This window comes from Nocardia brevicatena NBRC 12119, assembly GCF_000308495.1.
In the GTDB taxonomy this organism is placed as follows: domain Bacteria; phylum Actinomycetota; class Actinomycetes; order Mycobacteriales; family Mycobacteriaceae; genus Nocardia; species Nocardia brevicatena.
Genome location: NZ_BAFU01000015.1, coordinates 42,209 through 67,410 on the forward strand (window position 1 = coordinate 42,209; position 25,202 = coordinate 67,410).

Below are 25,202 nucleotides of genomic sequence, written 5' to 3' on the forward strand. Positions count from 1 at the left end.
ATACGGACCGGAGGTCGCCGGATGACGATATGGCCCCTGACCGCCGGCCAGCAGGAGATCTGGTTGGCGCACGAACTCGATGACACCGGGGCGCGCGCCATAGTCGGTGGGTACGTCCACATCCACGGACGGATCGATCCCGGGATATTCGAGCAGGCGGCGCGGATCGTCATCGCCGGCAGCGAAACGCTGCGGGTGCGCATCGACGGGAACGTGCAGACCGTGGAGGAACTGCCCGATTGGCCGCTGGAGCGTGCCCGCTTCCGCACGGTCGACGAGGCCGAGCGGCGGTTGTACGCCGAACTGAACCGTCCGTTCGATCTCGGTAGCGCGCCGCTGTTCGAGCAGCGACTGCTGGATGTGGGCGATGCCGGATACCTGTGGTCCGTGAAGGCGCACCATATCGTGCTGGACGGTGCGGCGTTCGTCGCGCTGCTGCGGCGCGCCGCGGCGGTCTACACCGAGCTGGGCGCCGGACACGAGGTCGCCGGTGGGGTGTTCGACCGGGTGGAGGCCCTGGTCGCCGAGGACAACCGTTACCGTGAGTCCGAGCGGTTCCGCGCCGACCGCGAGTTCTGGTCGGGCCGGCTGGCGGATATGCCGGAGGCGCCGATGTTCGCCGAAGGACCCGTCCATCCGGGCCCCACCACCTATCTCCGCCACACCGGGAACCTCGCGGTATCCGCGTGGCGGGAGTTGCGCGAGCGGGGCGAACGGTGGGGAGCGGGATGGCCCGCGTTGGTGCTGTCTGCGGCGGCCGCGCTGTTGCACGCCGATACCGGCGCGCGCACGGTCGGGCTGGGGCTGACGGTTCCGGCGAAACGGTCACGCACCGCGCTCGGAATGACGGCCAATGTCGTACCGCTGCGTCTCGATGTCGACCCCGCCGATACCGTGCTCGCGCTGGCGCGTGCGGTACGGGCGGAATCGCTGACCGTGCTGCGTCACCAGCGTTACCGACTGGCCGATATGCTCGCCGACGTCTCCGCGGCCGGCGGTGAGCGCCGCATTGTGGGCCCGGTGGTGAATATCCTGCCCCAGCAGCGGAATGTGATGTTCGGGCCGTATCCGGCGACCCTGCACGATATGTCGGCCGGACGCACCGACGATTTCACGGTCAGCGTCTACGAGGGCCTGCCGCGGTTGCGCGTGGCCTTCGACAGCACCACCGCGCGGTTCCGCGAAGCCGATCTCGCGGCCCACCACGACCGGTTCCTCTCGGCGCTGCGGGCGCTGGCGCAGGCGCCCGACGAGCTGTCCGTGGGCCGGCTGCAGTTCGATATCGCGGCCGACGAGGAACGACCCGATTCGACGGTGTTGTCGCACGGCGCGAAGGCCCCGGCGGGGACCGCGGTGACGCGGCGGAACTCCCCGGAGGTTGCTTCCGAGGACAGCGAGGCGCAACGGACGCTCGTCTCCTGGTTCGCGCACAGCGTACGCGCGCACGGCTCCGAACCGGCGCTCACCCGCGGTGCCGAGACACTGACCTACGCGGAACTCGACGAGAGGTCGGATATGTTGGCCCGGCGGATCGCCGCCGCCGGCGCGGGGCCGGGCGCATTCGTCGCCATCGCGTTACCGCGGTCGACCGAGCTGGTCGTGGCCGTTGTGGCGGTCCTGAAATCCGGTGCGGCCTATGTCCCCGTCGATCCGACCAATCCCACCGAACGGATCCGGGCGATCCTCGACGACTGCGCGCCTGCGCTCGTCGTCACCACCTCGGCGGTGACCCTGCCGGCCGTGGCCGCGCCGGTCCTGGCCGTCGACGAACCGCGCGAGGATGTCTCGGCCGCGCCGGTGCGGTCCCCGCGGCCCGACGATCCCGCCTACGTGATCTACACTTCCGGATCCACCGGGAAACCCAAGGGCGTTCTCGTCTCGCATGCCAATGTGGTACGGCTGTTCACCCGAACCGAGGAGTGGTTCGGGTTCGGTCCCGCCGATGTGTGGACACTGTTCCATTCCGTGGCGTTCGACTTCTCGGTGTGGGAGATCTGGGGCGCGCTGCTGTACGGCGGACGACTGGTGGTCGTCGACGCCGACACCGCCCGCTCGCCCGCGGACTTCCGGGAACTGCTCGCCGCCGAGGGCGTGACCGTGCTCAACCAGACACCGTCGGCCTTCGGCATGCTGGTCGACGCCGACGCGTCCCGACCCGCGTCCGAGCTCGCGGTGCGCTGGGTGATCCTCGGCGGTGAGGTGATCGAACCGCACCGGGTGGCCGCATGGTACGAACGCCACCCGGACCGAGCGGTGGTCAATATGTACGGCACCACCGAGACGACGGTGTTCACCACCGGATATGTGGTCGACGCGCGGACGCACGCCAACCTCATCGGCCGGCCCATTCCCGACCTGAGGGTGTCTCTGCTGGACGCCGCTCTGCGTCCGGTGCCGGCCGGGGTGCCCGGCGAGCTCTATATCGCGGGGCCGGGTGTGGCCGGCGCCTATCTGCGTCGGCGTGGTCTCACCGCCGCCCGGTTCGTGGCCGATCCCGCCGGTCCGCCGGGGGCGGTCATGTACCGCAGCGGTGATATCGCCCGCCGGGTCGACGGTGTGCTGGAGTATCTGGGGCGGGCCGATCGGCAGGTGAAGATCCGCGGGTTCCGAATCGAACGCGGCGAGGTGGAGGCCGCACTGCGCGCACTGCCCGAGGTGTCCGCGGCCGCCGTCCTGGTCGACGACACACCCCGGCTCGTCGCCTATGTGGTGTCCGAGCTGGACACCGGTGTGATCCGCGACCGGATCGCGGCGACACTGCCGGCGCATGCGCTCCCGTCCGCCGTGATCGCCGTCCCGGAGCTGCCGTTGACCGGCAACGGCAAACTCGACGAGCGGCGGCTGCTCGCCATCCGGCCGGGTGGGGCAGGCGGTGAGTTCGACCGTCCGCGCACCGACCTGGAGACGCGGCTGCATCGGTTGTTCGCCGAGGCGCTCGACCGTGACGACTTCGGCGTCGACGACCGGTTCTTCGCTATCGGCGGGGACAGTATTCTGGCGATCCGCCTGGTCAACCGGGCGCGCGCGGTCGGGTTGGCGATCAGCGCGAAGGATATCTTCGAATACCAGACGGTGCGCGCGTTGGCCGGGATCGCGGTCCCGGTCTCGGACATGGTCGCGGCGGAGGACCCGTCCGCGGCGTACGGTGCGATGCCGGCCACGCCGATCATGGAACGGCTCGCCCGGTCGGGCACGATCACCGACGGCTTCGCGCAGTACGCGGTGGTTCGGCTGCCCGCGGCGGTGACCGAACCGGTACTGCTCGCCGCGTTGCAGACGCTCATCGACCACCATGACGCACTGCGTATGTGCGCCGAATGGACGTCGGGGGACGAATGGCGGGTGGAGATTCCGGAGCCGGGATGGGTGCGCGCGGAAGATCTGCTGCGCCGAGTCGTGTCCACCGGCAGCGCCGCGCAACGGGATATGGAGCGGCTCGCCACGCAGCGACGCCTGGTGCCGCGGGACGGCGTGATGGTGCAGGCCGTCCGATTCGCGGGGACGGACGGCGATCTGCTGCTGCTGATGATCCATCACCTGGTCGTCGACAATGTCTCCTGGCGGATCCTGCTGCCCGATCTGGAACGGGCGATCTCGGGAAGCCACCTCGACCCGGTGCCGACATCACTGCGTACCTGGTCGAAAAGGCTTGTACAGCAGGGGGTTTCGGAAGAGGAAGCGCGATGGTGGCGCAATGGTGTCGGGTCCGCGGCCACCACCATCGGTCGGCGTCGCCTGGATCCCGCCCGTGACCGTATGGCGGATGCCGTCGGGCTGACCGACCGGTTGGACCCAAACCTGACCCACACGCTGCTCACTGCGGTGTCGAGCCGGTTCCGCACGGGTACCACCGAGATCCTGCTCACCGCGCTGTCGGTGGCCCTGGCGCGGTGGCGGGGCGCGGAGCCGGTGCTCGTCGATATCGAGGGGCACGGCCGCGATACCGTGCCGGATCTGGACACCTCCCGCACCGTCGGCTGGTTCACCGTGATGTACCCGGTGGTGCTCGACGCCGCCGTCACGGACTGGGACGGGATGCTGTCCGGAGGGCCGGAGCTGGTGCACGCGGTGCGCGCGGTCGAAAAGCGGTTGCGTGCCGTGCCGAACCACGGAATCGGATACGGATTGCTGCGCCGCGCCGAGGCCGGTGCGGAGCTCGGCCCGGAAGCCCCCATCGGCTTCAACTACCTCGGCCGATTCGATGTGGGCGGCGCGTCGGCGGGACTCGAATCGTTCGGCAGCCCGACCGGCCCGGAGGCGGCCTGCGTGCACGAGCTGGACCTCATCGCCTACGTGGACGGCGAGGGAGGGCTGCGCACCCACTGGACCTGGCCCGCCGACCTGTTCGACCGCGCGGCGGTCACCGAACTCACCGAGCTGTGGGCCGAGGTGTTGTCCGCCTTCGCCCGTCACCACAGCCGTCCCGGCGCGGGCGGATACACCCCGTCGGACTTCCCGCTGGTACGGATCGACCAAAGGCGATCGACCGGCTCGAACGGCACCACGGCGCGTTCACCGATCTGCTGCCCACCACGCCGATGCAGGCGGGAATGCTGTTCCACTCGCTCTACGAGACCACCTCCGATCCGTACGCGGTGCAGATCCTGCTCACCCTGCGGGGCGACGTGGATTCGGACCGGCTGCGCTCCGCCGCGCGCACGGTGCTGCGCCGTCATCCGCAGCTGACCGGCGCTTTCGTGGTACGTGGAGTCGAACGGCCGATACTCATGCTGCCGGTCGACCTGCAGCTGCCGGTGCGCATGGTCGAGGCCGCCGGCCCCGCGGCGGACGAGACGGTGGAGCGGTTGGCCCGGGAGGATCTGCGGGCGCTCGATCCCGAGGTCGCCCCGGTCTTCCGGATCGCTCTCGTCCACACCGGGCCGCGGCAGTGGCGGCTCGTGTTCTCGTTCCACCATGCGCTGCTCGACGGGTGGTCGACCGCCCTCTTCCTGCGTGAGCTGTTCCAGAGCTATCACGGGGTCGAACTCGAACCCGCGCCGTCGTATCGGACCGTGCTCGAACGATTCGCGGCCGAGAACCACGAGGAGGCGCGTCGGGCATGGCCGAGGAGCTTCGTGGCATCGAACCCACCCGGATAGGCCGCGCGGGGACGGACGGCCCGGCCGAGCTGCACACGTTCTCGCTCGACCCCGCGGTGTCCGCGGCGCTCGCCGAAACGGCGGCGGCGCACGGGTTGACGCTCAATTCCCTGGTGCAGGCGGTCTGGGCGCCGGCGCTCGGGCACCTCACCGGCAGCGGTGAGGTGGTGTTCGGGGTGACCGTCGCGGGGCGCGACACCGGTATCGACACCGAACAACTGGTCGGGATGCTCATGAACACGGTTCCGCTGCGGGTCCGGGTGGATCAGGGGATATCGGCGGTCGAACTGGCCACGCGCATACAGTCCCGGCGATCGACGCTGCTCGAACACGATCACCTCGGACTCGGCGATATCCTCGCCGCCGCCGGGGAGGTCGGCGAACTGTTCGATACGGCGCTGATCTTCGAGAACTTTCCGCTCGATATGGCGGCCTTCGCCGATCCGGCAGCCGAGTTGTCGGTGGTCGCTGCCGAGTATCGCGACCGCACCCACTATCCGCTGGCGGTCACCGTGTTCCCCGGGCCGGTGCTGAGTTTCCGCTTGGGTATCCGCCCGGGACAGCCGAACCGGTTCGGGACGGTCGACGACATATGGTCGGTGATATCCGGCCTGTGCGCTGCCGTCGCGAACCGGCCGCACGACCCGGTGGGGCGGATTCGGCTGCCGGCGCCGGAGGTGCTCGGGTGGGGTTCGGGCGCGTCCGTGGAGATCGCGGACCGAACGGTGGTCGAGGTTTTCGAGGCGACAGCGGCCGAGTACGGTGCGCGGACCGCGCTGTGGTGCGCGGGAACCGTGCTCACCTACGGCGAATTGAACGCCCGCGCCAACCGTCTGGCCCGGCGACTGGCCCACCGGGGGGTAGGCGCCGACACCCCGGTCGGGATCGCGCTGCCGCGCTCACCCGAACTGGTGGTCGCCTTCCTCGCGGTATTGAAACTGGGCGCGGTATGCCTGCCCATCCACGACGGTTACCCACCCGAACGTGTCGAATGGCTGCTGCGCCATACCGGAGCCGCGCTGATCCTGCGCGATCTCGGCGCGGACGAGAGCGCCGCGGCGGGGCTGCCCGAGACGAACCTCGGGACGGTCGTGGCCCCCGACGCGCCGGCCTGGCTGATGTTCACCTCGGGATCGACCGGGGCCCCCAAGGGGGTGCGGATCACGCACCGGAACATCGTGGCCCGCGCACTCGACCGGATCGGTCGCGGCGACGAACATCGGCGTCTGCTCCTGCACTCCCCCTACACCTGGGACATGGTCGTCTACGAACTGTGGATGCCGCTGTTGACCGGACGCAGCGTGGCGATCGCACCGCCCGGCCCCTTGGCCGCGGACGACTACCGCAACGTGCTCGACCGCGGTTCGGTCACCTCGCTCCTGGTCTCGGCCGGGCTGTTCCAGGTGCTCGCCGAGGCCATTCCCGCGGACCTGGCCCGCGTGGAACATATCGCGACCACCGGTGATGTGCCGGCGCCGGCGGCGGTCGCCCGGGTCCGCGCCGCCCGCCCGGAGGTGGCGGTGACGAACCTGTACGGCCCGGTGGAGGCCACCGCGTTCGCGCTCGCGCACCGGATTCCGCACGAACCCGTCGACGACCGGCCGGTGCCGATCGGAGTCCCGGTCGACAACACCGGGGTAGCCGTGTTCGATACCGCACTGCGGCCGGTTCCGGTCGAGGTGGCGGGGGAGCTATACCTGTCCGGGGCGGGGGTGGCGGGTGGCTATCTGCGGCAACCCGGGCTCAGCGCGGCGCGGTTCGTCGCGGACCCGCACGGCCGGCCCGGCGCCCTGATGTACCGCACCGGGGATCTCGGCCGCTGGGACCGGGACGGTCGGCTGCATTTCCTCGGACGGGTCGACCGGCAGCAGAAGATCAACGGTTTCCGGGTCGAGCCGGGCGAGGTGGAGGCCGCCATTCGGCGTGAAGCCGGTATCGCCGCGGCCGTTGTCACGGCACGGCAGGCGAAAACCGGGAAATCGCTGGTCGCGTATGTGGTGGGGCGGGACCGGCCGGTCGATCCGGTCGGATTGCGCGCCCGGTTGGCCGAGACGCTGCCGTCCTACCTGGTACCGGCCGTGGTCGTGCCGCTCGACGAGCTGCCGCTCACCTCGAACGGGAAGATCGATATCGCGGCCCTGCCACGCCCGGAACACACGTCGTCGGGTGCGGCGGGAACGCAGCGGCAACAGATCCTGGCGAGCGTTGTCGCCGGTGTGCTCGGTGTCGACGAGATCGGGGTGGACGACGATTTCTTCGCCCTGGGTGGTAACTCGCTTTCGGCGATCCGGTTGGTCGACGCGGTGAACACCACCTTCGAGGCCGGGATAACGCTGCGCGATCTGTTCGAGACCCCCACCGTGGCCGGTCTGGACCAGCGGCTCGACACGGCCGATCCGGCTCGCCGCCGGCCGGCGCTCGTCCCGCGCCGGCATACCGGGCCGGTTCCGCTGACGCCCGCGCAGCAGCGGCTGTGGACCCTCAACTACCTGGCCGGCGGGCAGGCGGAGTATCTGATGTCGCAGGCCGTCGAGATCGACGGCCGGTTGGATGTGGGGGCGCTGCGCGCGGCCGTCACGGACGTGATCGCGCGACACGAGATCTTGCGGACCGTACTGCCCTACGCCGGCAACGCGCCGGTGCCCGCCCCGACAGCCGAGGGCGGCGAAACCGGGGCGGAAGCGTTCGGGATGGACACCTGTTTCCGTGTGGACGACTGCGCCGCGGAGAATCTCGACGCGGTACTCACCGCCGAACTCGGCCGCGGTTTCGACGTCCGGGCCCAGCCGCCGTTGCGCACCAGGCTGTTCCGGCTCACCGAGACGCGATATGTGTTCCTGTTCGTCCTGCGCCACATCGCCGGCGACGTCGAATCCCTGGTGCGGTTGTCGCACGAACTCGTCCTCGCCTATACGGCCCGCACCGCCGGCCGGGCACCGGAATGGCCCTCGCCCGCCGTGCAATTCGCCGACTACACCCTGTGGCTGCGGGAGCTGATGGGCGAGGAATCGGATCCAGCGGCCCGCGCCGCGGCCCAGGCACGCTACTGGCTGACCGAACTCGCCGGGCTGCCCGGATCGCCGGTACTGCCCACCGACCACCCCCGAACGGAACGAGTCGACAATCGCGCCGGGGCGGTGCCGCTGTCGCTCGACGCGGACTCCCATCGGGCGATCGCGCGGACTGCCCGGGAGTGCTCGGCCAGCACCTATCTGATCCTGCACACCGCTCTCGTCTGCGTCCTGGCCGAATTCGGCGCGGGCCACGATATCCCGGTCGGTGTCGCGGTGAGCGGTCGCGACACCGACGCACTCGACCAGTTGGTCGGTTGCGCCGTGCACACCGTGGTGCTGCGGGCGAACACCTCCGGCAGACCCACCTACCGGCAGCTGGTGGGACAGCTGCGCGACCGGCTACTCGGCGCCACCGAGCACAAGGAATTCCCCTTCGACCGACTGGTGGCCCTGGTGAACCCGCCGCGTTCGCGCCACCACTATCCGCTGTTCCAGGTCGCGACCACGTTCTACCGCGATATCGTGGCGGACCGCCCCTTCGGCGACGCGACGGCCCGCCTGCTGCCGCTGCCGCCGCAACGTACGGAGTTCGACCTGCTGCTCCAACTGCGTGACGGATACATCCCCGGCCAGGGGCCGGCCGGTATCGGCGGCGAGCTGATCTACGCGGCGGAACTGTTCGAGCGGTCGACGATCGAGAAGTTCGCCGACCGGATGTGGGAGACGCTGGCGACGATATGCGCCGATATCGACGCCCCGATCCTCACGTCCGGCTCGGACGGCGCGGTGCCCGTGCCGGTGCCCGACGGTGCCCTCAGCGAACGCCCATAGCCCGGTCGAGGTCGGCGACGGTGGTGGCGGCCCAGTCCGCGACGGTGGAGGTGTAGCCGTCCACACCCGAGGCGGTGACGTCGCGAGCGGTCATCGTCCAGGTGGTCGGCCGGCGCGCGTCGACGTGGGTGCGGTCGCCGGCCGGCGCCTTGCGCCCGACCTTCGTACCGCGGATGTGCCGGCGCATCTCCTCACGCAGGTCCCGGATCGGCTCGGCATGCTCGAACCCCGGGACCACCACGGCGGTAGAAGAATGCCGAAGCGGCGAGGGGAAATGATTACACGGCGTTATGTCGTATACGGGTCGATGCCGAGACTGTGCGAAAGTGTTCCGAGGCGACTGCCGATCGCGTCGCGGTGGGCTCGACGAACAAGCGCGGCAACGGAATCGAGTACCACTCGGTCCATTCGTGTGCGCTGTGGGTCGACCATCTCGGCCTCGGAGAATGCCCGTACCGCGTCCGCGTCGTTACCGGTGCTCGTCAGTGAGTGTCCGAAGTCGATCCAGAAGTAGACGACGCGATTCGGAGCACGTACCGGTCTCGGGTCGACGGAGCGGGCCACGTTGACGGCCTCTTCACTGTCACCGAGCTCGGCGGCAATCGATACATGCCATATGGACGCGCTGGTCGGTCCGAACCACAGCAGGCCAAAACCGCCGTCATCGGTTTCACCGAGTGTCCGTGCCTCCGAATACGCCTCGTTCAGCAGATCGAACGCGCTGCTCGACTGTCCGGCCACCGCGTGGGCGATCGCGCCCCGGCACAGCAGGTTCCCGTAGGCCTGTCGGACCCGTACATCCCGGGTCCAGGGCTGCATTTCGGCCGCTGTTCGCGTGGCCAGCCGTGCGGCCAGAGCGGCATTTTCCGGCGGCATCGCGTTGAGCAGAGATATCTCCGCCAGAACCTTCTGACTGATCCCACCCCGACGCCTCCGCTAGTACCGGATGCGCTCTCCGGTCGTTTGCATTCTCCGAGCGTAGGTCGTTCTGGAAGTACGCACCAGACCGCTGTAGCGGAACGCAGTGGAGCGCTGGGATTACCGATACCCCGGTCGGGAACAGCTAACCGGACGCCTGCATATCGGCCACGATCGCCGCGACCCGGTCACTGGCCTGGGTGGCCCACTCCGGGTGGGTGGTGACGTAGAGGCGATCCGCTTCCACGGCCGACAGGATGATTTCCGCGGCCCGGGCGGCGGGCATGATCTCGTCCGCCAACCGGGTGACGGCGCCGAGGGCGGGCGCGAACCGCTCCCACTGTTCGGGGGTCAGCGAGCCGAACCATCCTTCGCCGGGCTGCGGTGGGATGGAATCGCCTTCTCCGAGCATGGATCCGACCCCGTCGGTGAGCCCGCGCAGCATCCGGGTGTCGACCGGCCCCGGGCACACCACCGTGACACCGATCCCGGGCGACAGTATGCCCAGTTCGCCGTGGAGTGCCTCCGTCAGGGAGACCACGGCGTGTTTGCTCGCGGTGTAGGGCGCGTTGAACAGGCCGATGGAGACGCCCGCCAAGGACGAGGTGTTGACGATATGGCCTTGTCCCGCCGCGATCAGGTGTGGGACGAAAGCGCGTATCCCGTTGACGACGCCCTGCACATTGACCGACCAGACCCGTTGCCAGTCGTCGGGTTCCACCAGCCAGATCGGTCCCCCCACCCCCATGCCGGCATTGTTGAACACCAGGTCGACCCGGCCGAAGTGCCGCAGGGTGGTGTCGGCCAACCGTTGCACCTGTGTCGGATCGGCGACATCGGTCGGTACCGCCAGGGTGTCGGACCCGAGTTCGGCGGCGGTTTTCGCCACCGCGTCGCTGTCGATATCGGCGAGCGCCACTCGTATCCCGCGGGCGCACAGTGCCTGCGCCACCGCGCGTCCGATTCCGTTGGCGGCGCCGGTCACGACCGCGACCTGTCCGGCTTGCAGTTTCATTTCGTTTCCCTCCGTTGACGGTCGGTCGAGGTTTCCGCGGAATCCCGGGCGTTTCGCGCGCCTTCGGGAGCGGTCGCACGGTCGAACAAGGCGACCAGTTCGGCCGCGTAGAACTCCACATCCCCCACTTGGCCTTCGGCGTATCGGATCGCGATGGTGTCGATGGCCGCACGCAGCGCGACCGCCATCACATGGGGGTCGAAATCGCCGAACGCGCCGGTGACCTGGCCTTCGCGCAGGCCCTGTTCGAGTGGGGGGAGTGGTGAGTCCGCGCCGGCGTCGTCCAGGAAGGGTTCCCCGAGCGCCGCCCGTGCATTGCTGTTGAGTTCGATCAGGGCCCGCAGGACGCCCGTCCGCTCCCGCATGAACTCCATGTTCGCGGTGATATACGCGGCCAACTGCTCCCGGTGGCCGGGCGCGGCCAGAATGCGCGGCAGGATGAATTCCGTGGCGGCGTCTTTCGCCGCCACCACGACGGCCCGCATCAACTCTTCCTTACCGCTGAAGTGGTAGGAGATCAGCCTCGTGCTGCTGAGGCCGGCATGCTTCGCGATCTTCGCGAACGATGTCTGTGCGTACCCGACCTCGGCCAGCACCTCGATCGTGGCGGTCACGATCTGCCGGCGCCGCTCCGCGGCGGCCGGAGACAGTGGCGCGGACCCACTTGTTACTTGCACGAGTAAGAAATTACTCGTGCAAGTAACAGTCTGCAAGGGGCTACCGCTACATTCCGGGGCACGCTCTGGGATGGCAGGCGGTGCGGCGACGGAGGCATCACCCCACTCGTCTCCGGCTTCGCCGACCGGTACCTGCGATGGCTCGAGCCCCCACAGCGGAGCCGGTCGGAGGGGAACCGGCCGCACCGCGGATCGTGAGTATTCGTCGGACCGCTCGCCGAGCGGTTCGTCGTGTTCGGCGAGCAGTCCGGCGTGATCGAGGCGCCGGTGGTGGCCGAGCCACCGGGACGAGACCGGTGACCACCGTTCCGCGGGCGGGCGCCCGGGCAGCGGCTTACCGATGACGGCCGGCGGGAGGATGAAGTTCACCTGGCCGATCACCATCGCGAGGGTCGCCATGGCCTTGTCGTCGTAGTGTTCGGCGGCGCGGGCGTAGAGCTCGTCGGGCACCCGCTCGCCGTGCGGCGCAGGTCGGAGGACCGCTTCCGCCAGCGCGAGCGCCGCACGCTCGGCTTCGGTGAAGTAGGGGCTGTCCTGCCACGTCGCCACCGCGGTGATCCGCTCCTCGCTTTCCCCGTCCGCGCGCAGGTTGCCCGAGTGCAGGACAACGAGGTAGGTACTGCCGACGATCTGGCCCGCACGCAGCTGGACCAGGCCGATCGTGGTGCGCGGGACCGAGCCGTTGCCGGTGGCCTCGAAGAGTGCCGCGCCGACCTTGCCGAGCTCCGGGACGAGCTGCTGCGGATTGGGCAGGCGGGAACCGGTCGAGGCCTGCGAGGCGGTCGAACAAGCTTGCATGGCTGTGGTTTTCCTCTCTTCGGGTGTGATGTCCCTGAGATCAGGCGTGCTGGTGACGCGGGGCGCCGAGCCTCCACAGCGGGGCGAAGGTGGTTCCGCCCTGCGGCAGCCAGGCGCGGGCGGCGAAGGTGGCGGTGGCGAAGAACAGCGGCATGGCCCACTTGTCCGGGCCGTCGCCGGCGGCCAGGTGGGATGTGGCGGCGCCACCGTAGACGAAGACCAGCCCGGCGTAGGCCCATTCCTTCGTGTGGGGATGGCCGGGAGTGAGGATTGCCGCGAGCGCCGCGGTCTTGGCCACGCCGAGGATGGTCGCGAAGTACATGAGGTAGCCGAGGTGGTCGAACGAGTCGCGGACGTAGGAGATCCGGGCCAGATCCCAGTACGCGCCGATCGCGGTTTCGGCCAGTACGGCGGTCACGGGAACCCAGCGCGCGAGTTTCCGGCCACGGGAGATCATCGAAGTAGTGCGGGTGGACATGGTCGTATTGCTCCTCGAGGTGAAGAGGGGTGGTTGCCGGAGGCGGCCGAGGCGATCGCGGTGCCGGTCGCGGCGCGGTGGATGGCCGCGGCCAGTCGAGCGTTCTCGGGGGCGTTGAACGCGAAGGTGGCTCGGCGGCGGGTGTAGCCGTAGGTGAGACCGCTGTGCGGGTCGGCGAATCCGTCCGAACCGGCGTGCCCGAAAGCGTGGACGCCGAGGAACGGATGCAGCAGGCTCTTGGCCTCGAAACCCAGCGTGTAGGGGGCCTACGCGCCGCGCACCAGATCCGCGCCGCTGGAATGGATCGTGGAAATGGTGGCGATGGTTTCCAGCGACAGCAGTGGTGGCCGGCCGTCGACGCCGGTCAGGGCGCTGCGTGGAATGAGCATAGGGGACATAGCTGTTCGGACCGTGATCTCGGCGGTTCGTCCATCGGTGACACGGACGGCGTCACGGTTTCGGACGGTATCTCCACCTCGGGCGTTGGTTCGGTCGGTGGGGCGGACGTGGCCGGCGAGTAGTGGTCCGGGTCCTCGTCGCAGGGCAGTTGCTTCGGTGTCAGGGCGCCGGTGAACAGGATCAGTTGCTTTCCCGGCTTCAGGATCAACGAGGGAGTGGCCGCCTCGGGATCGGATTCGTCCTCCTCCGCACCAAGGTATTCCGCGAACTGGCATCGGCTCAGCGTGGTGTCTGTACCGGTCTGCACCTCCACGGTCACACAGCCATCGCACTTCTTCGCGATCTCGGTTCTCACCTCCTGTTCGATCGCGACGATGGGCGCACCATAGCTGAGCGTGATCGGCGGAATCTTGAACGGCGCTCCGGGCACTTCCGCGGCATCCGTCTTTCCCGGCAGCCCAGGGGGACCCCCTTCCGGCGGCGTTTCGGGGGTGAGCAGGCCGGCCTGCCGTGTCGTATCCGCGCTCCGTTCGGGCATCGACGTCGCACATCCCCCCACCACCAGAGCCGCGACCACGCACACCAATACTCGCCACATCGACATGGCTGCCTCCTCGCCCGAAGACGTCGGCCGGCGCGGAAACCTGTGTCTCCAACAGCATTGGACGCCACGCCCACCTTCCGGGGCTTGAACATCATCGCTCGTGCCCGATGTCGTCGCAGGCCGATTACCGAACAACAGGGATAAACGTGACGCCCAGGCCTTTACACGGGACGCTCCGCTGTTGCAGCGTCAACTCACGCGCCGGCGGAATCCGACAATAGCTGCCGCCGGGACGGCACCATTGGCGACAATTGCTTATGGGGCAAAAACTTTGGGTGTCCACCCGCAATGGGTTCTGGGTTCGTGCCGATCAGGTGGTGGCGGTCGGGGTCGTCGAGGTCGGTACCCAACTTTCCGAAAGTCCGGGGAGTTTCGGTGAGTGTGACGTGGTCGTGAGACTGGCGGTCCCGGCAGGGGAATGGGAAACCGACGAATCCGGTACCAGCGGCAGAATGAGGCCCGCCACGTATTCCTTGGCCCGGCTCCCCGACGCGAAGTTCGCGAGGGAGGTCGCCAGTGAGGTGATGGTCCGTCTGGCCCAGCACACCGATGACGCCGCCACTCTCAAGGTCACGCTCGATGGCACGGTGGTCCTCGCCCCGCTTCCGTCGGTCGAATGAACGTCCGGGCTCACGAGGGAGCGCGGTCGGTGCCGGTCATCATCGAACAGGCCACCGGCGCCCCGGTCGACGGCCTGCCGATGGTGCACCTCCAACTCGACACCGGGGTGGAACCCCGCTGACCGGCCGGCCCGCCCGGCGCCCGGTGCTGTCGGCAGGCCCCCCGATGGGTCGGCGGCCCGGCCTCGGGACTCCGGCCTCTCGCCGGGTCAGGCGGGAATCAGGATGGTCTTGCCCCGCAGGCGGCCTGTCGCGGCATCCTCGTGCACGCTCGCGAGGTCGGCCAGCGGTCGGCGGTCGGCGACATCGATCCGCAGCGTCCCGGCGTCGACGCGGTCGACGAGACCCGCCAGTTGCCGGGCATCGCCGCGGACGAAGACGCGAGCGGTACGCACCTGCCGTCCGGGGTTCTCCGGGGGAGGTGTCGTGGTGCTGAGCAGTGTTCCTCCGTCGCGGACGAGATCGACGAGACCGGCGGTCTCGGCGGGTGAGGTGGCCACCAGGTTGAGTACGACATCGAACGTCCCGCCGTCCACGGTGAGGGAGGGGGTTGTGTGATCGAGGTGGCCGATGATCCGGTCGGCTCCGTAATCGCGGAGCCGATCCGCGCTGCGCGTGCTCGCGGTCGCGGTGACGACGGCTCCGGCCTGTTTCGCGAGTTGGGTCGCATAGCCGCCGACCGCGCCCCCGGCTCCGTTGATCAGGATGGTCTGTCCGGGTTTCGTTTCGGCGAGTTCGAACAGCGCCTGCCAGGCGGTGAGGCCGGTGGCGGGCAGGGCGGCGGCGTCGGCCAACTCCACCGTTCGCGGCGCCGCGGCGAGCGCCTCGGCCGGCGCGAGCACGTACTCGGCCGCGGCGCCGTCGGCCGTCATCGGTAGGAACGCCACCACCGCATCATCCACGTGCAGGTTGCCGGCGATATCGGGGCCGAGTTCGGTGATCGTCCCGGCGACGTCGACGCCCGGTATGTGCGGCAACGCGATCGGGAACACCTCGGTGAGATAACCGGCGCGGATCGCCGCGTCGACGGGGTTGAACGAGGTGGCGGCCACCTTCACCAGCGCTTCGCCCGCACCCGGGACCGGTCGCTCGATCTTCTCGTAGTCCAGGACGTCGCTGTCGCCGTACCGGTGATAACGCACTGCCTTCATGACTTCCTCCTCCGGATATTTGCTTCGAGTTCGAAGCTTACAGTCAGGGCCAACATGTTTCGATATCGAAGTAATTCCGGTATTGGATGTGAAGCGCATCACATATCTCCGATATCGAAGCACTTACGATTGGCGAGTGACCGACGCCCTCGAGCCCGAACAGTTGGGTACCTACTTCGTGCTCATGGAATCGGCCGGCCTGCTCCAGCACGCCGTGGAACAGCAGCTGCGGGCCGCGGGCGATCTCAGTTACGTACAGTTCCAACTGCTCGCCCGGCTCGCCGCCGCGGAGGGCAGGCTGACCATGACCGAACTGGCCGATGGTGTGGTCTACAGTCGCAGCGGACTGACCCACCAGGCCGGCCTGCTGGAGCGGGCAGGGCTCATCACCCGGGCACCCAGCCCCGACGACCAGCGCGCCACATCGGTCACCATCACCGAAGCGGGTATGGCCCGCGTGAACCAGGTCCTGCCCGGCCATATCGAGGTCGTGCGGCGCATGCTGTTCGAGCCGCTGCCGGCGCGGGATGTGCGCACCCTTGGCGCCATCATGACCCGCGTCCGCGACCATATGAGAGCCCGACCGCCCCGCTCGGCAACTTCTCGCAAGCGCCGCACGTCGAGTGCTCGGACCGAGGATGAATGAAAGAGCGGCGTCGGCGCCTGCCGGGTCGTAACTCGCCTCCTTCGGTATCGACCGTGACGATCGGGCTCATAGCGGTTGCCGGCGATATGCCGGATCCGAGCCGAGCATTCTCCGGCAGCGGAATACGGCACACCCTCTCGGCGCCGACGGAGCGAGTATGGGCGGCGTACCCCGCATGCCGACCCCGCTCACGCTCGCCGACAACCGGAGCTCGACACCGTCCCGGTCGTGGAACGGACCCGGATCGCATGAGCGAAACACCGTGACCTCCAGCGCCTCTCCATCACCCCGACCTGCGCCGTCGACAACCCGCGCATCGTTCACACCGGCGATGTAATCGGATATTCATAGTTGAATTGATCTTCTGCCAGTACTTATCACAGATTTGTGAGCGCGGATTCACGCTGCGTGATAGAACTTCGGGCAGTGTGAAGGGTGGATACTCATGGAACCGACGGCCAAGCAGCGCACGGTGCTGGGCATGATCTGCGACACCTTTGTCCCCGGCGACGGGTCGACACTGCCCTCGGCGAGCGAACTCGGCGCCGTCGACACCGTCTTCCAACTACTGGGCCGCAACCCGCGGGAAGCGGAGCGGAAACAACTGGCAAGGCTGCTCGACCTGTGGGATTCACCCCTGATCGGCCTGTTGACCGGCAGCGGACCGCGCCGGTTCTCCACCCTGCCGCAACCGGATCGGGAGCGGGCGCTGCTGCGGCTCGGTGATTCCCGCAGCGGCGCGGTCCGGGCGATCTTCCAGGCGCTGAAGCAGGCGTCGCTGCTCGCCTACAACGTCACCACGGGACCTACCGGCGTCAATCCGCTGTGGAAAGAGATCGGTTATCCCGGCCCGCCCGGCCTGCTGCCGCCGGCGCCGGCGCCGGCGCTGACCGTCCACCGTCCGACCGGGTCCGACACCCTCTCCTGCGATGTGGTGATCGTCGGGTCGGGCGCCGGCGGTGGGACGGCGGCGGCGGTACTCGCCGAAGCGGGCCTCGACGTGATCGTTCTCGAACGCGGCGACTACTACGACGACCGAGACTTCGGTGACGGCGAGCTGGCGGCCTTGCGGCAGTTGTACGCGCCCGGCCCGTCCGCCACCGCCGAGGGACAGGTCACCCCGGTGGCGGGCACCTGTCTGGGCGGTGGAACGGTCGTCAACTGGAGCACCTCACTGCCGACACCCGACGGTGTCCGGGCCGAGTGGGCCGACCTGGGGGCCGAACAGTTCGGCGCGGACGAGTTCACGCAGGCGCTGGAAGCCGTTCGGTTGCGGCTGGGAGTGAACGAGCGCCGATCGACGCTCTCCGTCCGGGACGGCATCCTCGAACGCGGGGCCCAGGCCCTGGGCTGGACGGTGGATACGCTGCCGCGCAATGTCTCCGCCGCCTGCGACGCCGGTGTCGAATGCGGACGCTGCGGATACGGCTGCCGGGTCGGCGCCAAACGATCGGTCACCAAGACCTGGCTGGCCGATGCCGCCGCACGCGGAGCGCGGCTGATCGTCGATGCCGACGCACGCCGGATCACGGTGCGCAACGGGAAAGCCGAAGGCGTTTCGGTGCGTACCTCGAACGGAATCGAATTCGAGGTACGCGCCCGAGCCGTGGTGGCGGCGGCCGGGGCCATCCAGACCCCCGCCCTGCTGCGGCGTTCCGGCCTGACCAACATGAATATCGGCTGTTACTTGCGGCTGCATCCGGCGGCGGCGGTATTCGGTGTGTTCGACGAGGAGATCCGCCCCTGGGAAGGGGGCCTGCAGACCCGGATCTGCCGCCGGCACGCCGACCTGGACGGTAAAGGCTACGGGGTCATCTACGAGACCGGGCCGATACATCCGGGCCTGGCAACCGGTTTCATGAGCTGGCGCGGCGCCGACCTGCACCGCGGCACCATGCTGGACTTCGGGCATTCGGTCGCCATCGGCGTCATCACCCGCGACCGCGACTCCGGCAGCGTGGGCGTCGACCGCGCCGGCGAACCGGTCGTGAAATACCGCCTGTCCGGCTATGACGCGGCCCACCTGCACACCGGAATCGACGGTGCGGCCCGTATTCTCGAGGCCGCCGGTGCGCGCCGCGTCTTCTCAGGGCACCAGGCCGGAGTCTCCTACGAGCCGGGGATCCGCGGCTCGCGCGAGGAGTTCGCCGCCGCCTGCCGGGCGGCCGGCTACCGTCCCGGACGGTGCGCGATCGCCGCCCTGCACATCATGGGCTCGGCCCGGATGGGCGGTTCGCCGCACACATCGGCCACCGATCCGGACGGCGCCACCTGGGACGTGCCGAATATCGTCGTCGCCGACGCTTCCTGTTTCCCCACTGCCTCGGGTGTCAATCCGATGGTGACGATCGAGGCGATCGCCTATATGAACGCCACACGCCTGGCCGCGCGGCTGACCTGAGGGAAGCGGACGGCCGGTATCGTCAACGCCCTTGGAGATTGTTCACGATCGCCCGCAGGATATCGAGATCGGCACTACTGTGCGAGGCCTGCACCGCGGACCGGACGGCCAGCCGGCCGTCCTCGATCAGGTCACCGATGAGAACCTTGGTCAGCGTCAGGGGAAGGCGGAGTTGCGCCGACACCTCCGCCACCGATTGCGGGACGCTGCACACCCGGACGATGGCGGCGTATTCGGGATCGGTTCGCCGCAGTGTCGTGCCGGGCGCGACATCGACCACCAGGCTGTCCATATTCAGTTCCGGCCGCGCGGGACGACCCCGGCCACGGGTCACGGCATAGAGCCGGACCAAGGGGCCCGACTCCTCGTCGTACCAGGGTTCGCGCGGATGGCTCACGGCTGTCTCGACCCGTTGGGCTGCGGACGTGCGTCGACCCCCAAATGGGTGCCCACCCGCTGCACCGTCTGGTTCATCTGATACGCCACCATGCCCATATCGGCGGTCTCGGACGCCAACAGCGCCAGACAGGCGTTCGTGCCGGCCGCGGTGATGAACAGTACCGCCCGGTCGAGTTCCACCACCGTCTGGCAGACACCCCCGGCGTCGAACTGGCGGCCGGCACTACGGGCCAGACTGTGGAACGCCGACGCCATGGCGCAGAACCGTTCGGCATCGGTGCGGTCCAGCCCGGACGAATGGCCCCTCATCAGTCCGTCGGTGGTCAACAGCACCGCCGATTCGGCGTCGGGTAACCCGTCGACCAGTTCTTCGACGAGCCAGCCGAGGTCAGTGCGCGGAGAAGTGGTCATTGTCGCCTTCTTGTGGGGAGGGATCGGTTGCGGTCGAGTCGGTAGTCGGACGCCGGCCCTGCCGGGTTCCGTGCTCGATCGCGGACATCAGGTTCCGGGCCTGGTCGGCCGTTCGCGGTCGGACCGCCTCGATGACGGAGGTGTCCGGGTCGTCCGCGGGACCGGTCCGGCGGCGGCGCGGTAGCGGCGGGCGTGTGGGCGAGTTCGGCGGTGCGGGTGCCGCATCCGGGGATATCGGCGCGGCGGCACTGTCGTGAACCGGGTCGGTGCCCGCGGGCACGGATTCGACGGGCCGGATTCTCGGCGTCGTGTCCCGTTTGCCCAGGGGGTTACCGTCCGGGCGCGGGCCGGGAACGAGAGGCGGGTGCTCGGCGGCCCCGGGACCGTCCGACTCCGTGAGGGCGACCGGGAGCAGCACGATCGCCTGGATACCGCCGTAGATGGACTCGCCCAGCCGCACCGAGATGCCGTGCCGCGCGGCCAGGGTCGCCACCACGAACAATCCCAGCCGGGTGTCGTCGGAGAGCGCGGCCACGCCGAAGTCCGGCGGTTCGCCCAGCAGCCGGTTCCGTTCGGCGAGCTCCGTCCGGGACATGCCGAGGCCCTGGTCGATGATCTCGATCGCCACCCCGCGGCCGACCACCGTGGCCGTGACGTCGACACGGCAGTCCGGCGGGGAGAACGCGGTGGCGTTGTCCATCAGTTCGGCCAGCAGATGGATCAGGTCGGCGACGGCGTTGCCGAGGATACACACGTCCGCCACGCGCCCGGTGTGGATCCTGGTGTAGTCCAGGCTTTCCGCGACCGCGCTGCGCACCAGTTCCAGCAGCGGCACCGGTTTGCGCCACCGCCGGCCCGGCTGTTCGCCGCCGAGGATGATGAGGTTTTCGGCATGGCGCCGGGCGCGGGTGGCCAGATGATCCAGCCGGAACAGCAGCTCGAGCTGGTCGGGGTCTTCCTCTTGGCGCTCTGCCTTGTCGAGCAGGGCCAGCTGCCGGTGCACCGTGACCTGGCTGCGGTGGGCGATATTGAGGAACACCGTGTTGAAACCGGCGCGCGTGGTCGCCTCTCCGACCGCCGCGGACACGGCCGCCACATGGGCGCGGTTGAACGCATCGGCCACCTGACCGAGCTCGTCGGTGCCGAAATCCAGCCGTGACACCTCGGCGCTGGAATCGACCGTCCCGCCCGTGTCGAGGCGGCGCATGATCTCGGGTAGCCGTTCGTTCGCCAGTCGCAGGGTCTCGTCGCGCAGGCGGCGCATCCGTGCGATGTATCGGTTGGCCAGCACCAGCGCCGCCAGGAACGCGAGCGCCGTGATCAGCAGGACGAGCGCACCGCCGATCACCGATCGGAGGGCGGTGTCGGCGCCCTGTTGGCGGGCGATGGCGTGGGCGGCGTTGCTCTGGTCCTCCCACAGTTCCAACAAGGCCGAGATCACCTGCCCTGAGGCGTTCTGCCAGGCCGCGACGTTCACGGGCGGAGTGGGCGGTTCATCGGTCGCGCGGGAATCCGGTGTTCGCGCGGTGGCCTCGCTCGCGGGAGCGGAGTCGACACCCGAGAGCGGACCGCGCAGCATGACGGCGTCCTGTATGGCGATCACCTGCCGGTAGGCCGGCCCTTCGGTAATGGCCCGCAGCTGCTCGGCCCGCGCCCCCTTCAGCACCGTGCCGGAATACGCTACCTCACCGCGGAATTCGCCGACGTAGCGGTTGAACTCGGTCAACCGGTCGGGTGTCGGCTCCCCGAGTGTGAGCGCCACCGCGCCGAGGGTGTCGGCCTTCGACAATGCCTCGGCGGCACGCAGCGGCTCGATACCATGGCCGAGCTCGATACCGATACCGGCGTCGGGCGCCACCCGGGCCGCCAGGATGGACGCCGAGACGATGGTTTCGATGACCCCGCTGAAGAAGGTGAACACCTCCTCCCGGGATACCCGGCGCGTATCCACTCCTCCGCGCAGGACCGGAACCGTCTCGAAGAGCGTTCGGTAGCCCTCGAGTTCGGCGGTCGATCCCTCGGGGTTCAGTTCCCGGGCCGCGTCGCCCTTGGCGTTGACCGCGGCCAGCGCGGCGTCGGAGCGCTGCCGAGCGGCCGCGAGCTCGTTCGCCGCGCCGGGATCGCCCGCCAGGTACAACAGCGACAGCCGACGCTCTTCCTCCAAGGACCGCACCATCGAGATCGCGGGTGAAGTCGTACTGCTCGCCAGTTCCGCCCATTCCGTAGCGGCCCGACCGACTCGTACCAGGTAGGCCGCGGCACCGACGCCGATTGTCAGCAGGGCGATGCTGGTGATGAGGACGATCGAGAGCAGTCGGGTCCGCACACCCACTCGCCCGCGGGTCGCATCCTGCTTCGGATGGAATCTCGGAATGCGGAATTCGATCGGATTCGGCCGGTCAGCCACGGTAGACCCACTCGTCCCCGGGCCTGCGCGTATCCGAAACCATCGGCATACGGTCCACCGCCCAAATCTTCTCGGCACTGTCGCTACCGGACAGCGCGCATTACTTCTTCGGTCCAGAGATTAGCGAAAAGGCCGTCGATCGGCCTCGGAACGAATAAAGGCACCGGGGTACTCGGCCGGTGGAAACGCAGGTCGCATGGGCAGGTGGGTCGCCACTCTCTTCGTACGGCCACACCCCGCCCCTCGGCCTGGTACCGCCCGTCTCCGCGTGTAGCCGGGCGGGCAGTGGACGAGCCGGTATCGCCCGTGAGCGGTGGGGAACGCCGGTCCGGCGCGGATACCGCGGCCACCGGGCACCTCACCGATCGAGCAGTGCACGGTCGGGAATTACCCACGGCAGCAATGGCTTCGCTACGATCATGCCCGCGGTGCGACCCGCCGCGGGGGCGCTCCACGACGGCCCGGGCCGGTCCGGTACCGATCTGTTTGCGTCGTGGCCCGTCCACCACCTCGCCGATGACGCGGTCCGTCCGGGACGGGGTGTCGGAACCTCGGCCGAGGTAACGGGTCGGCGTATGCCGATTCCGGTCAAAGCTTCGCTGGGATAGGCTTTGGCCAGTTCACAGCTATACGATAGCTACCACTACCGAGTTGGTCGGGTTTCATCGAGTTCGGTTTCGCGGCGAGTGCGGGTTCGCGGTGCTCGGCCGCCGCCCCGAGTATCCACGGTCTCTGATCCCTCTCGGGGGAGTGAATTTGATACGTATATGTTTCAGTTCTACTGCGCCGATCCGATTTTCGCCCAGTCGACAAACGCAATATTGCGTAATCAAAATGTCGTCGAAATAGTGATGTGATTTAAAACACTCCAATTCGGGCAAATTGACAGCACATGCCCTCCATCGGTGTCGTACCGTCCGAAGTGAACGATCTCGGTCCGGGTTTCCCGACAGGACCATGGATGGGCCATGCTTCACCTCGAACATTTCGCGTTCGGCCTGCCGACACCCGCCTTGGCGTACTCCATGCCGGTTACCGGCTGCGCCCTCGGTCTGCACTGCACGAAACAGGCGCGGCGCGGACGGCACTGATTCGCCTGGCCGGCCCTGGCCTCGATCACCATCGGCGGCACCGGCATCTGGGTGATGTATTCCGTTGCGATGCCGGGCCTTTCGATCGAAGGCGCACAGATCCGGTTCGATGTGCCACTCATCGTGTTGGGCGCGGCCACCTCGGTCGTGGTGGTCGGTATCGGACTGTATCCGGTGAGCAGGCCCGGGTCGGGCTGCTCGGCCTGGTCGCGGGCGGTGTGATCACCGGTCTCGGGATCGGGGCCATGCACTACGCCGGGATGTACGCGATGAAAACCGACGCCCATATCGGCTACGATCCGGTGCGCGTGGCGCTCCCGTTGCTGATCGCCGTGATCGCGGCAACGGCAATCCTGTGGTTGAGCTTGCGGTCCTGGAGTTTCCTGTCGTCCCTGGCCGCCGCCTGGGCATGGCCGCGGCCGTGACCACAATGCACTACATGGGCATGTCCGCAATGCCCGCGCACCCCGTCGCCGATACCGCGGAGCCGGAGGACGCCGACGCGCTCCAATTGCCGGGGCCGCTACTCGGCGCGATCGGCGTCGTCACGGTCGTACTGCTGCTCGGCGTCGGCATGGCGCTGACGAAACCGAATATGTAGGCGAAGCCGGACAGCGCGAGCCGGAACGAGTCGGCGGGCGGCTACTCGGTGTGATCGGCGGCAGCCGGACTCGAGTTGCCGGCCATCCTGCGAAACCCGGTAGGCCTGGGCTCGATATTTCGCCTCAGGGCCCGCCGGCGTGCGGAAGTCGGTTGGGCCGGTCGGGTGTGTACGGGGGTGCGAGGTGGAAACGACGGCAGTCGGCGCATCGTCGGGCCGCGGATGCGGGAGTGCCGGTGTGGTGGAGGACGGCGTGGGTGGGGACGACCTCGAGGGTGTAGTCGCGAAGGGTGGCGTGTCCGTCGAGCCGATTGCGGCTCCTCGAGCGTATGGGCCGACGATTTCCCGCAGCGGGTGTCCACGTCCTCGGGCGGATGGTGGTGCCTCCGTGGAAGTAGCAGCGAATCGCACTTGCGATCCGCACACACGGAAATATGCTCAATATTGTGACGAATTTGCGGATCAGTGATGCGGCGACGCTGCTAGGGGTCAGTGATGATACCGTACGCCGCTGGATCGACCAGGGCCGACTGGCCGAGGTCCGGTTGGACAACGGCCGCAAAGGCGTGCGCGGTGCAGACCTCGCCGAACTCCTGCGCAGCCATTACGCCGAGACCCCCGAACCCGGCGTCACCGTCGCTGCCTCGGCACGCAACCGGATGCGCGGCATCGTGACCCGCATTGTCAAGGACACGGTCATGGCGCAGGTCGAGATGCAGGCCGGACCGTTTCGGCTGGTATCGCTGCTGAGCCGCGAATCGGTCGACGAACTCGGCCTCGAGGTCGGCAGCATCGCCGTCGCCTCGGTCAAATCGACCCATGTGGTGGTCGAGATACCGGAAAGCTGACGAGGATGGGATCATTGCGCACTCTCGGCATCGCCGCGACCGTGACGGCGGTCGTCGTGGGGCCGGCGGGCTGCGGCTCTGCCGACGAGAACACCCCGGCCACAGCGGACCGGATCTTCGGCACCGTCACGGTCTTCGCGGCGGCGTCACTGACCGAGACCTTCACCGAACTGGGCAAGGAGTTCGAAACAGCCCACCCGGGAGTGAAGGTGGTGTTCGGCTTCGGGGCCAGCTCGGCGCTGGCCGGACAGATCGAACAGGGCGCACCCGCCGATGTGTTCGCCTCCGCGGCGCCGGCCGATATGCAACAGGTCGTCGATGCCGGGGAAATCATCGGGCAGCCGGTGGCCTTCGTCGGTAACCGCTTGGAAATCGCGGTACCCGAAGGCAACCCGGGCCACATCACCGGACTCGCCGACTTCGGCAAGACCGAGCCCCGCATCGCCCTGTGCGCCGAACAGGTGCCGTGCGGCGCCGCCGCGAAGAAGGTCTTCGAGATCGCCGGTATCACCCCGCAGCCCGATACCCGGGAGAAGGACGTCAAGGCCGTCCTCACCAAGGTGACATTGGACGAGGTCGACGCCGCGCTGGTGTACCGCACCGGCGTACGGGCCGCCGGTGGCAAGGTGGAGGGCATCGATTTCCCGGAATCGAACCAGGCGGTCAACACCTACCCGATCGCACCGCTGGCCGAGGCCCCCAACCCGGCCGCGGCCGCGGCATTCGTCGACTTCGTCACGTCCGACAAGGCGAAGCAGGTCTTCACGGCCGCCGGATTCGACACCCCGTGAGCA

23 protein-coding genes and 1 pseudogene are annotated in these 25,202 nt (G+C 68.6%); 13 read left to right on the plus strand and 11 right to left on the minus strand.

Annotation, left to right across the window (positions count from 1 at the left end; translation table 11 throughout):
- Positions 1 to 21: 21 nt before the first annotated feature.
- The 3 genes and pseudogenes from ON20_RS03120 to ON20_RS39770 form a co-directional block, all read left to right on the plus strand.
- Positions 22 to 4,467, plus strand: a pseudogene (locus ON20_RS03120) (amino acid adenylation domain-containing protein); the annotation flags it as partial.
- Positions 4,468 to 4,550: 83 nt separating this feature from the next.
- The gene (locus ON20_RS39765) at positions 4,551 to 5,099 is read left to right on the plus strand and encodes a condensation domain-containing protein (RefSeq protein WP_157228657.1); all 549 of its coding nucleotides are present in this window, start codon (positions 4,551 to 4,553) and stop codon (positions 5,097 to 5,099) included.
- Positions 5,060 to 8,944: a non-ribosomal peptide synthetase gene (locus ON20_RS39770; RefSeq protein WP_040833354.1), complete on the plus strand. Its 3,885-nt coding sequence runs from the start codon at positions 5,060 to 5,062 to the stop codon at positions 8,942 to 8,944. The genes ON20_RS39765 and ON20_RS39770 overlap by 40 nt, the downstream gene beginning before the upstream one ends.
- Here ON20_RS39770 and ON20_RS03135 read toward each other — a convergent pair.
- From ON20_RS03135 to ON20_RS03160, 7 genes are all read right to left on the minus strand, one after another.
- On the minus strand, positions 8,928 to 9,185 hold the full coding sequence (locus ON20_RS03135; RefSeq protein WP_040833355.1) for a hypothetical protein: 258 nt from the start codon (positions 9,183 to 9,185) through the stop codon (positions 8,928 to 8,930). The two genes, ON20_RS39770 and ON20_RS03135, sit on opposite strands and share 17 nt — an antisense overlap.
- A gap of 47 nt (positions 9,186 to 9,232) precedes the next feature.
- Entirely contained in the window at positions 9,233 to 9,820 is a 588-nt protein-coding gene (locus tag ON20_RS03140; RefSeq protein WP_157228658.1) for a hypothetical protein, read from the minus strand.
- 187 nt (positions 9,821 to 10,007) lie between these two features.
- Entirely contained in the window at positions 10,008 to 10,877 is an 870-nt protein-coding gene (locus ON20_RS03145; RefSeq protein ID WP_040833357.1) for an SDR family oxidoreductase, read from the minus strand.
- Entirely contained in the window at positions 10,874 to 12,352 is a 1,479-nt protein-coding gene (locus ON20_RS33930; protein WP_083864549.1) for a carboxymuconolactone decarboxylase family protein, read from the minus strand. Before ON20_RS33930 ends, ON20_RS03145 begins: the two co-directional genes overlap by 4 nt.
- Positions 12,353 to 12,392: 40 nt before the next feature.
- Complete coding sequence (locus tag ON20_RS03155; protein WP_040833358.1) at positions 12,393 to 12,830, minus strand: DoxX family protein; 438 nt, start codon at positions 12,828 to 12,830, stop codon at positions 12,393 to 12,395.
- Between the two features lie 266 nt (positions 12,831 to 13,096).
- Positions 13,097 to 13,219 carry a hypothetical protein gene (locus tag ON20_RS39775; RefSeq protein ID WP_281032835.1) on the minus strand — a complete coding sequence of 41 codons (123 nt, stop codon included), beginning with the start codon at positions 13,217 to 13,219 and terminating at the stop codon, positions 13,097 to 13,099.
- Entirely contained in the window at positions 13,195 to 13,833 is a 639-nt protein-coding gene (locus ON20_RS03160; RefSeq protein WP_157228659.1) for a hypothetical protein, read from the minus strand. The genes ON20_RS39775 and ON20_RS03160 overlap by 25 nt, the downstream gene beginning before the upstream one ends.
- Before the next feature lie 275 nt (positions 13,834 to 14,108).
- Here ON20_RS03160 and ON20_RS03165 point away from each other — a divergent pair, with 275 nt between their 5' ends.
- On the plus strand, positions 14,109 to 14,453 hold the full coding sequence (locus tag ON20_RS03165) for a hypothetical protein (protein WP_040833360.1): 345 nt from the start codon (positions 14,109 to 14,111) through the stop codon (positions 14,451 to 14,453).
- Positions 14,450 to 14,575, plus strand: a complete 126-nt coding sequence (locus ON20_RS39780) for a hypothetical protein (RefSeq protein ID WP_281032836.1) — start codon at positions 14,450 to 14,452, stop codon at positions 14,573 to 14,575. Before ON20_RS03165 ends, ON20_RS39780 begins: the two co-directional genes overlap by 4 nt.
- A gap of 87 nt (positions 14,576 to 14,662) precedes the next feature.
- Here the strand turns inward: ON20_RS39780 and ON20_RS03170 are convergent, their stop codons facing one another.
- Positions 14,663 to 15,604 (minus strand): NADP-dependent oxidoreductase, encoded by a 942-nt coding sequence (locus ON20_RS03170; RefSeq protein WP_040833362.1) that lies wholly within the window; start codon positions 15,602 to 15,604, stop codon positions 14,663 to 14,665.
- Between the two features lie 136 nt (positions 15,605 to 15,740).
- Between ON20_RS03170 and ON20_RS03175 the strand changes: the two genes are divergently transcribed.
- Together ON20_RS03175 and ON20_RS03180 are read left to right on the plus strand one after the other, a co-directional pair.
- On the plus strand, positions 15,741 to 16,250 hold the full coding sequence (locus ON20_RS03175) for a MarR family winged helix-turn-helix transcriptional regulator (protein ID WP_040833363.1): 510 nt from the start codon (positions 15,741 to 15,743) through the stop codon (positions 16,248 to 16,250).
- Positions 16,251 to 16,695: 445 nt separating this feature from the next.
- Positions 16,696 to 18,651 carry a GMC family oxidoreductase N-terminal domain-containing protein gene (locus ON20_RS03180; protein WP_040833364.1) on the plus strand — a complete coding sequence of 652 codons (1,956 nt, stop codon included), beginning with the start codon at positions 16,696 to 16,698 and terminating at the stop codon, positions 18,649 to 18,651.
- 22 nt (positions 18,652 to 18,673) lie between these two features.
- Here ON20_RS03180 and ON20_RS03185 read toward each other — a convergent pair whose 3' ends face one another.
- From ON20_RS03185 to ON20_RS03195, 3 genes are read right to left on the minus strand one after another with little or no spacing between them, the layout of a single operon-like run.
- Entirely contained in the window at positions 18,674 to 19,048 is a 375-nt protein-coding gene (locus ON20_RS03185) for a DUF742 domain-containing protein (protein WP_040833365.1), read from the minus strand.
- Complete coding sequence (locus tag ON20_RS03190) at positions 19,045 to 19,461, minus strand: roadblock/LC7 domain-containing protein (RefSeq protein WP_040833367.1); 417 nt, start codon at positions 19,459 to 19,461, stop codon at positions 19,045 to 19,047. Before ON20_RS03190 ends, ON20_RS03185 begins: the two co-directional genes overlap by 4 nt.
- Complete coding sequence (locus ON20_RS03195) at positions 19,439 to 21,793, minus strand: sensor histidine kinase (RefSeq protein ID WP_245546983.1); 2,355 nt, start codon at positions 21,791 to 21,793, stop codon at positions 19,439 to 19,441. The genes ON20_RS03190 and ON20_RS03195 overlap by 23 nt, the downstream gene beginning before the upstream one ends.
- A gap of 1,043 nt (positions 21,794 to 22,836) precedes the next feature.
- On the opposite strand from ON20_RS03195, the gene ON20_RS39785 reads away from it, so the two are divergent.
- From ON20_RS39785 to modA, 6 genes are all read left to right on the plus strand, one after another.
- Positions 22,837 to 22,959 (plus strand): hypothetical protein, encoded by a 123-nt coding sequence (locus tag ON20_RS39785; RefSeq protein WP_281032837.1) that lies wholly within the window; start codon positions 22,837 to 22,839, stop codon positions 22,957 to 22,959.
- Positions 22,960 to 23,004: 45 nt separating this feature from the next.
- The gene (locus tag ON20_RS33940; RefSeq protein WP_281032839.1) at positions 23,005 to 23,181 is read left to right on the plus strand and encodes an MHYT domain-containing protein; all 177 of its coding nucleotides are present in this window, start codon (positions 23,005 to 23,007) and stop codon (positions 23,179 to 23,181) included.
- A complete protein-coding gene (locus tag ON20_RS32750; protein ID WP_051161506.1) occupies positions 23,178 to 23,384 on the plus strand; it encodes an MHYT domain-containing protein in 207 nt (68 codons plus the stop codon). The genes ON20_RS33940 and ON20_RS32750 overlap by 4 nt, the downstream gene beginning before the upstream one ends.
- Before the next feature lie 14 nt (positions 23,385 to 23,398).
- The gene (locus ON20_RS32755; RefSeq protein WP_157228662.1) at positions 23,399 to 23,560 is read left to right on the plus strand and encodes a hypothetical protein; all 162 of its coding nucleotides are present in this window, start codon (positions 23,399 to 23,401) and stop codon (positions 23,558 to 23,560) included.
- Between the two features lie 446 nt (positions 23,561 to 24,006).
- On the plus strand, positions 24,007 to 24,408 hold the full coding sequence (locus ON20_RS03210) for a TOBE domain-containing protein (protein WP_040833403.1): 402 nt from the start codon (positions 24,007 to 24,009) through the stop codon (positions 24,406 to 24,408).
- 5 nt (positions 24,409 to 24,413) lie between these two features.
- Positions 24,414 to 25,199, plus strand: coding sequence for a molybdate ABC transporter substrate-binding protein (gene modA / locus ON20_RS03215; protein ID WP_040833369.1), 786 nt, complete (start codon positions 24,414 to 24,416; stop codon positions 25,197 to 25,199).
- Positions 25,200 to 25,202 lie beyond the last annotated feature (3 nt).

What these genes read in the sequence shown, in the direction of transcription:
- ON20_RS39765 (WP_157228657.1), top strand. Translation starts at nt 4,551, where the DNA reads ATGCTGTTCCACTCGCTCTACGAGACCACCTCCGATCCGTACGCGGTG.
- ON20_RS39770 (WP_040833354.1), top strand. Translation starts at nt 5,060, where the DNA reads ATGGCCGAGGAGCTTCGTGGCATCGAACCCACCCGGATAGGCCGCGCG.
- ON20_RS03140 (WP_157228658.1), bottom strand. Translation starts at nt 9,820, where the DNA reads ATGCCGCCGGAAAATGCCGCTCTGGCCGCACGGCTGGCCACGCGAACA.
- ON20_RS03145 (WP_040833357.1), bottom strand. Translation starts at nt 10,877, where the DNA reads ATGAAACTGCAAGCCGGACAGGTCGCGGTCGTGACCGGCGCCGCCAAC.
- ON20_RS33930 (WP_083864549.1), bottom strand. Translation starts at nt 12,352, where the DNA reads ATGCAAGCTTGTTCGACCGCCTCGCAGGCCTCGACCGGTTCCCGCCTG.
- ON20_RS03155 (WP_040833358.1), bottom strand. Translation starts at nt 12,830, where the DNA reads ATGTCCACCCGCACTACTTCGATGATCTCCCGTGGCCGGAAACTCGCG.
- ON20_RS39775 (WP_281032835.1), bottom strand. Translation starts at nt 13,219, where the DNA reads ATGCTCATTCCACGCAGCGCCCTGACCGGCGTCGACGGCCGGCCACCA.
- ON20_RS03160 (WP_157228659.1), bottom strand. Translation starts at nt 13,833, where the DNA reads ATGTCGATGTGGCGAGTATTGGTGTGCGTGGTCGCGGCTCTGGTGGTG.
- ON20_RS39780 (WP_281032836.1), top strand. Translation starts at nt 14,450, where the DNA reads ATGAACGTCCGGGCTCACGAGGGAGCGCGGTCGGTGCCGGTCATCATC.
- ON20_RS03170 (WP_040833362.1), bottom strand. Translation starts at nt 15,604, where the DNA reads ATGAAGGCAGTGCGTTATCACCGGTACGGCGACAGCGACGTCCTGGAC.
- ON20_RS03180 (WP_040833364.1), top strand. Translation starts at nt 16,696, where the DNA reads ATGGAACCGACGGCCAAGCAGCGCACGGTGCTGGGCATGATCTGCGAC.
- ON20_RS03190 (WP_040833367.1), bottom strand. Translation starts at nt 19,461, where the DNA reads ATGACCACTTCTCCGCGCACTGACCTCGGCTGGCTCGTCGAAGAACTG.
- ON20_RS39785 (WP_281032837.1), top strand. Translation starts at nt 22,837, where the DNA reads ATGCTTCACCTCGAACATTTCGCGTTCGGCCTGCCGACACCCGCCTTG.
- ON20_RS32755 (WP_157228662.1), top strand. Translation starts at nt 23,399, where the DNA reads ATGGGCATGTCCGCAATGCCCGCGCACCCCGTCGCCGATACCGCGGAG.
- modA (WP_040833369.1), top strand. Translation starts at nt 24,414, where the DNA reads ATGGGATCATTGCGCACTCTCGGCATCGCCGCGACCGTGACGGCGGTC.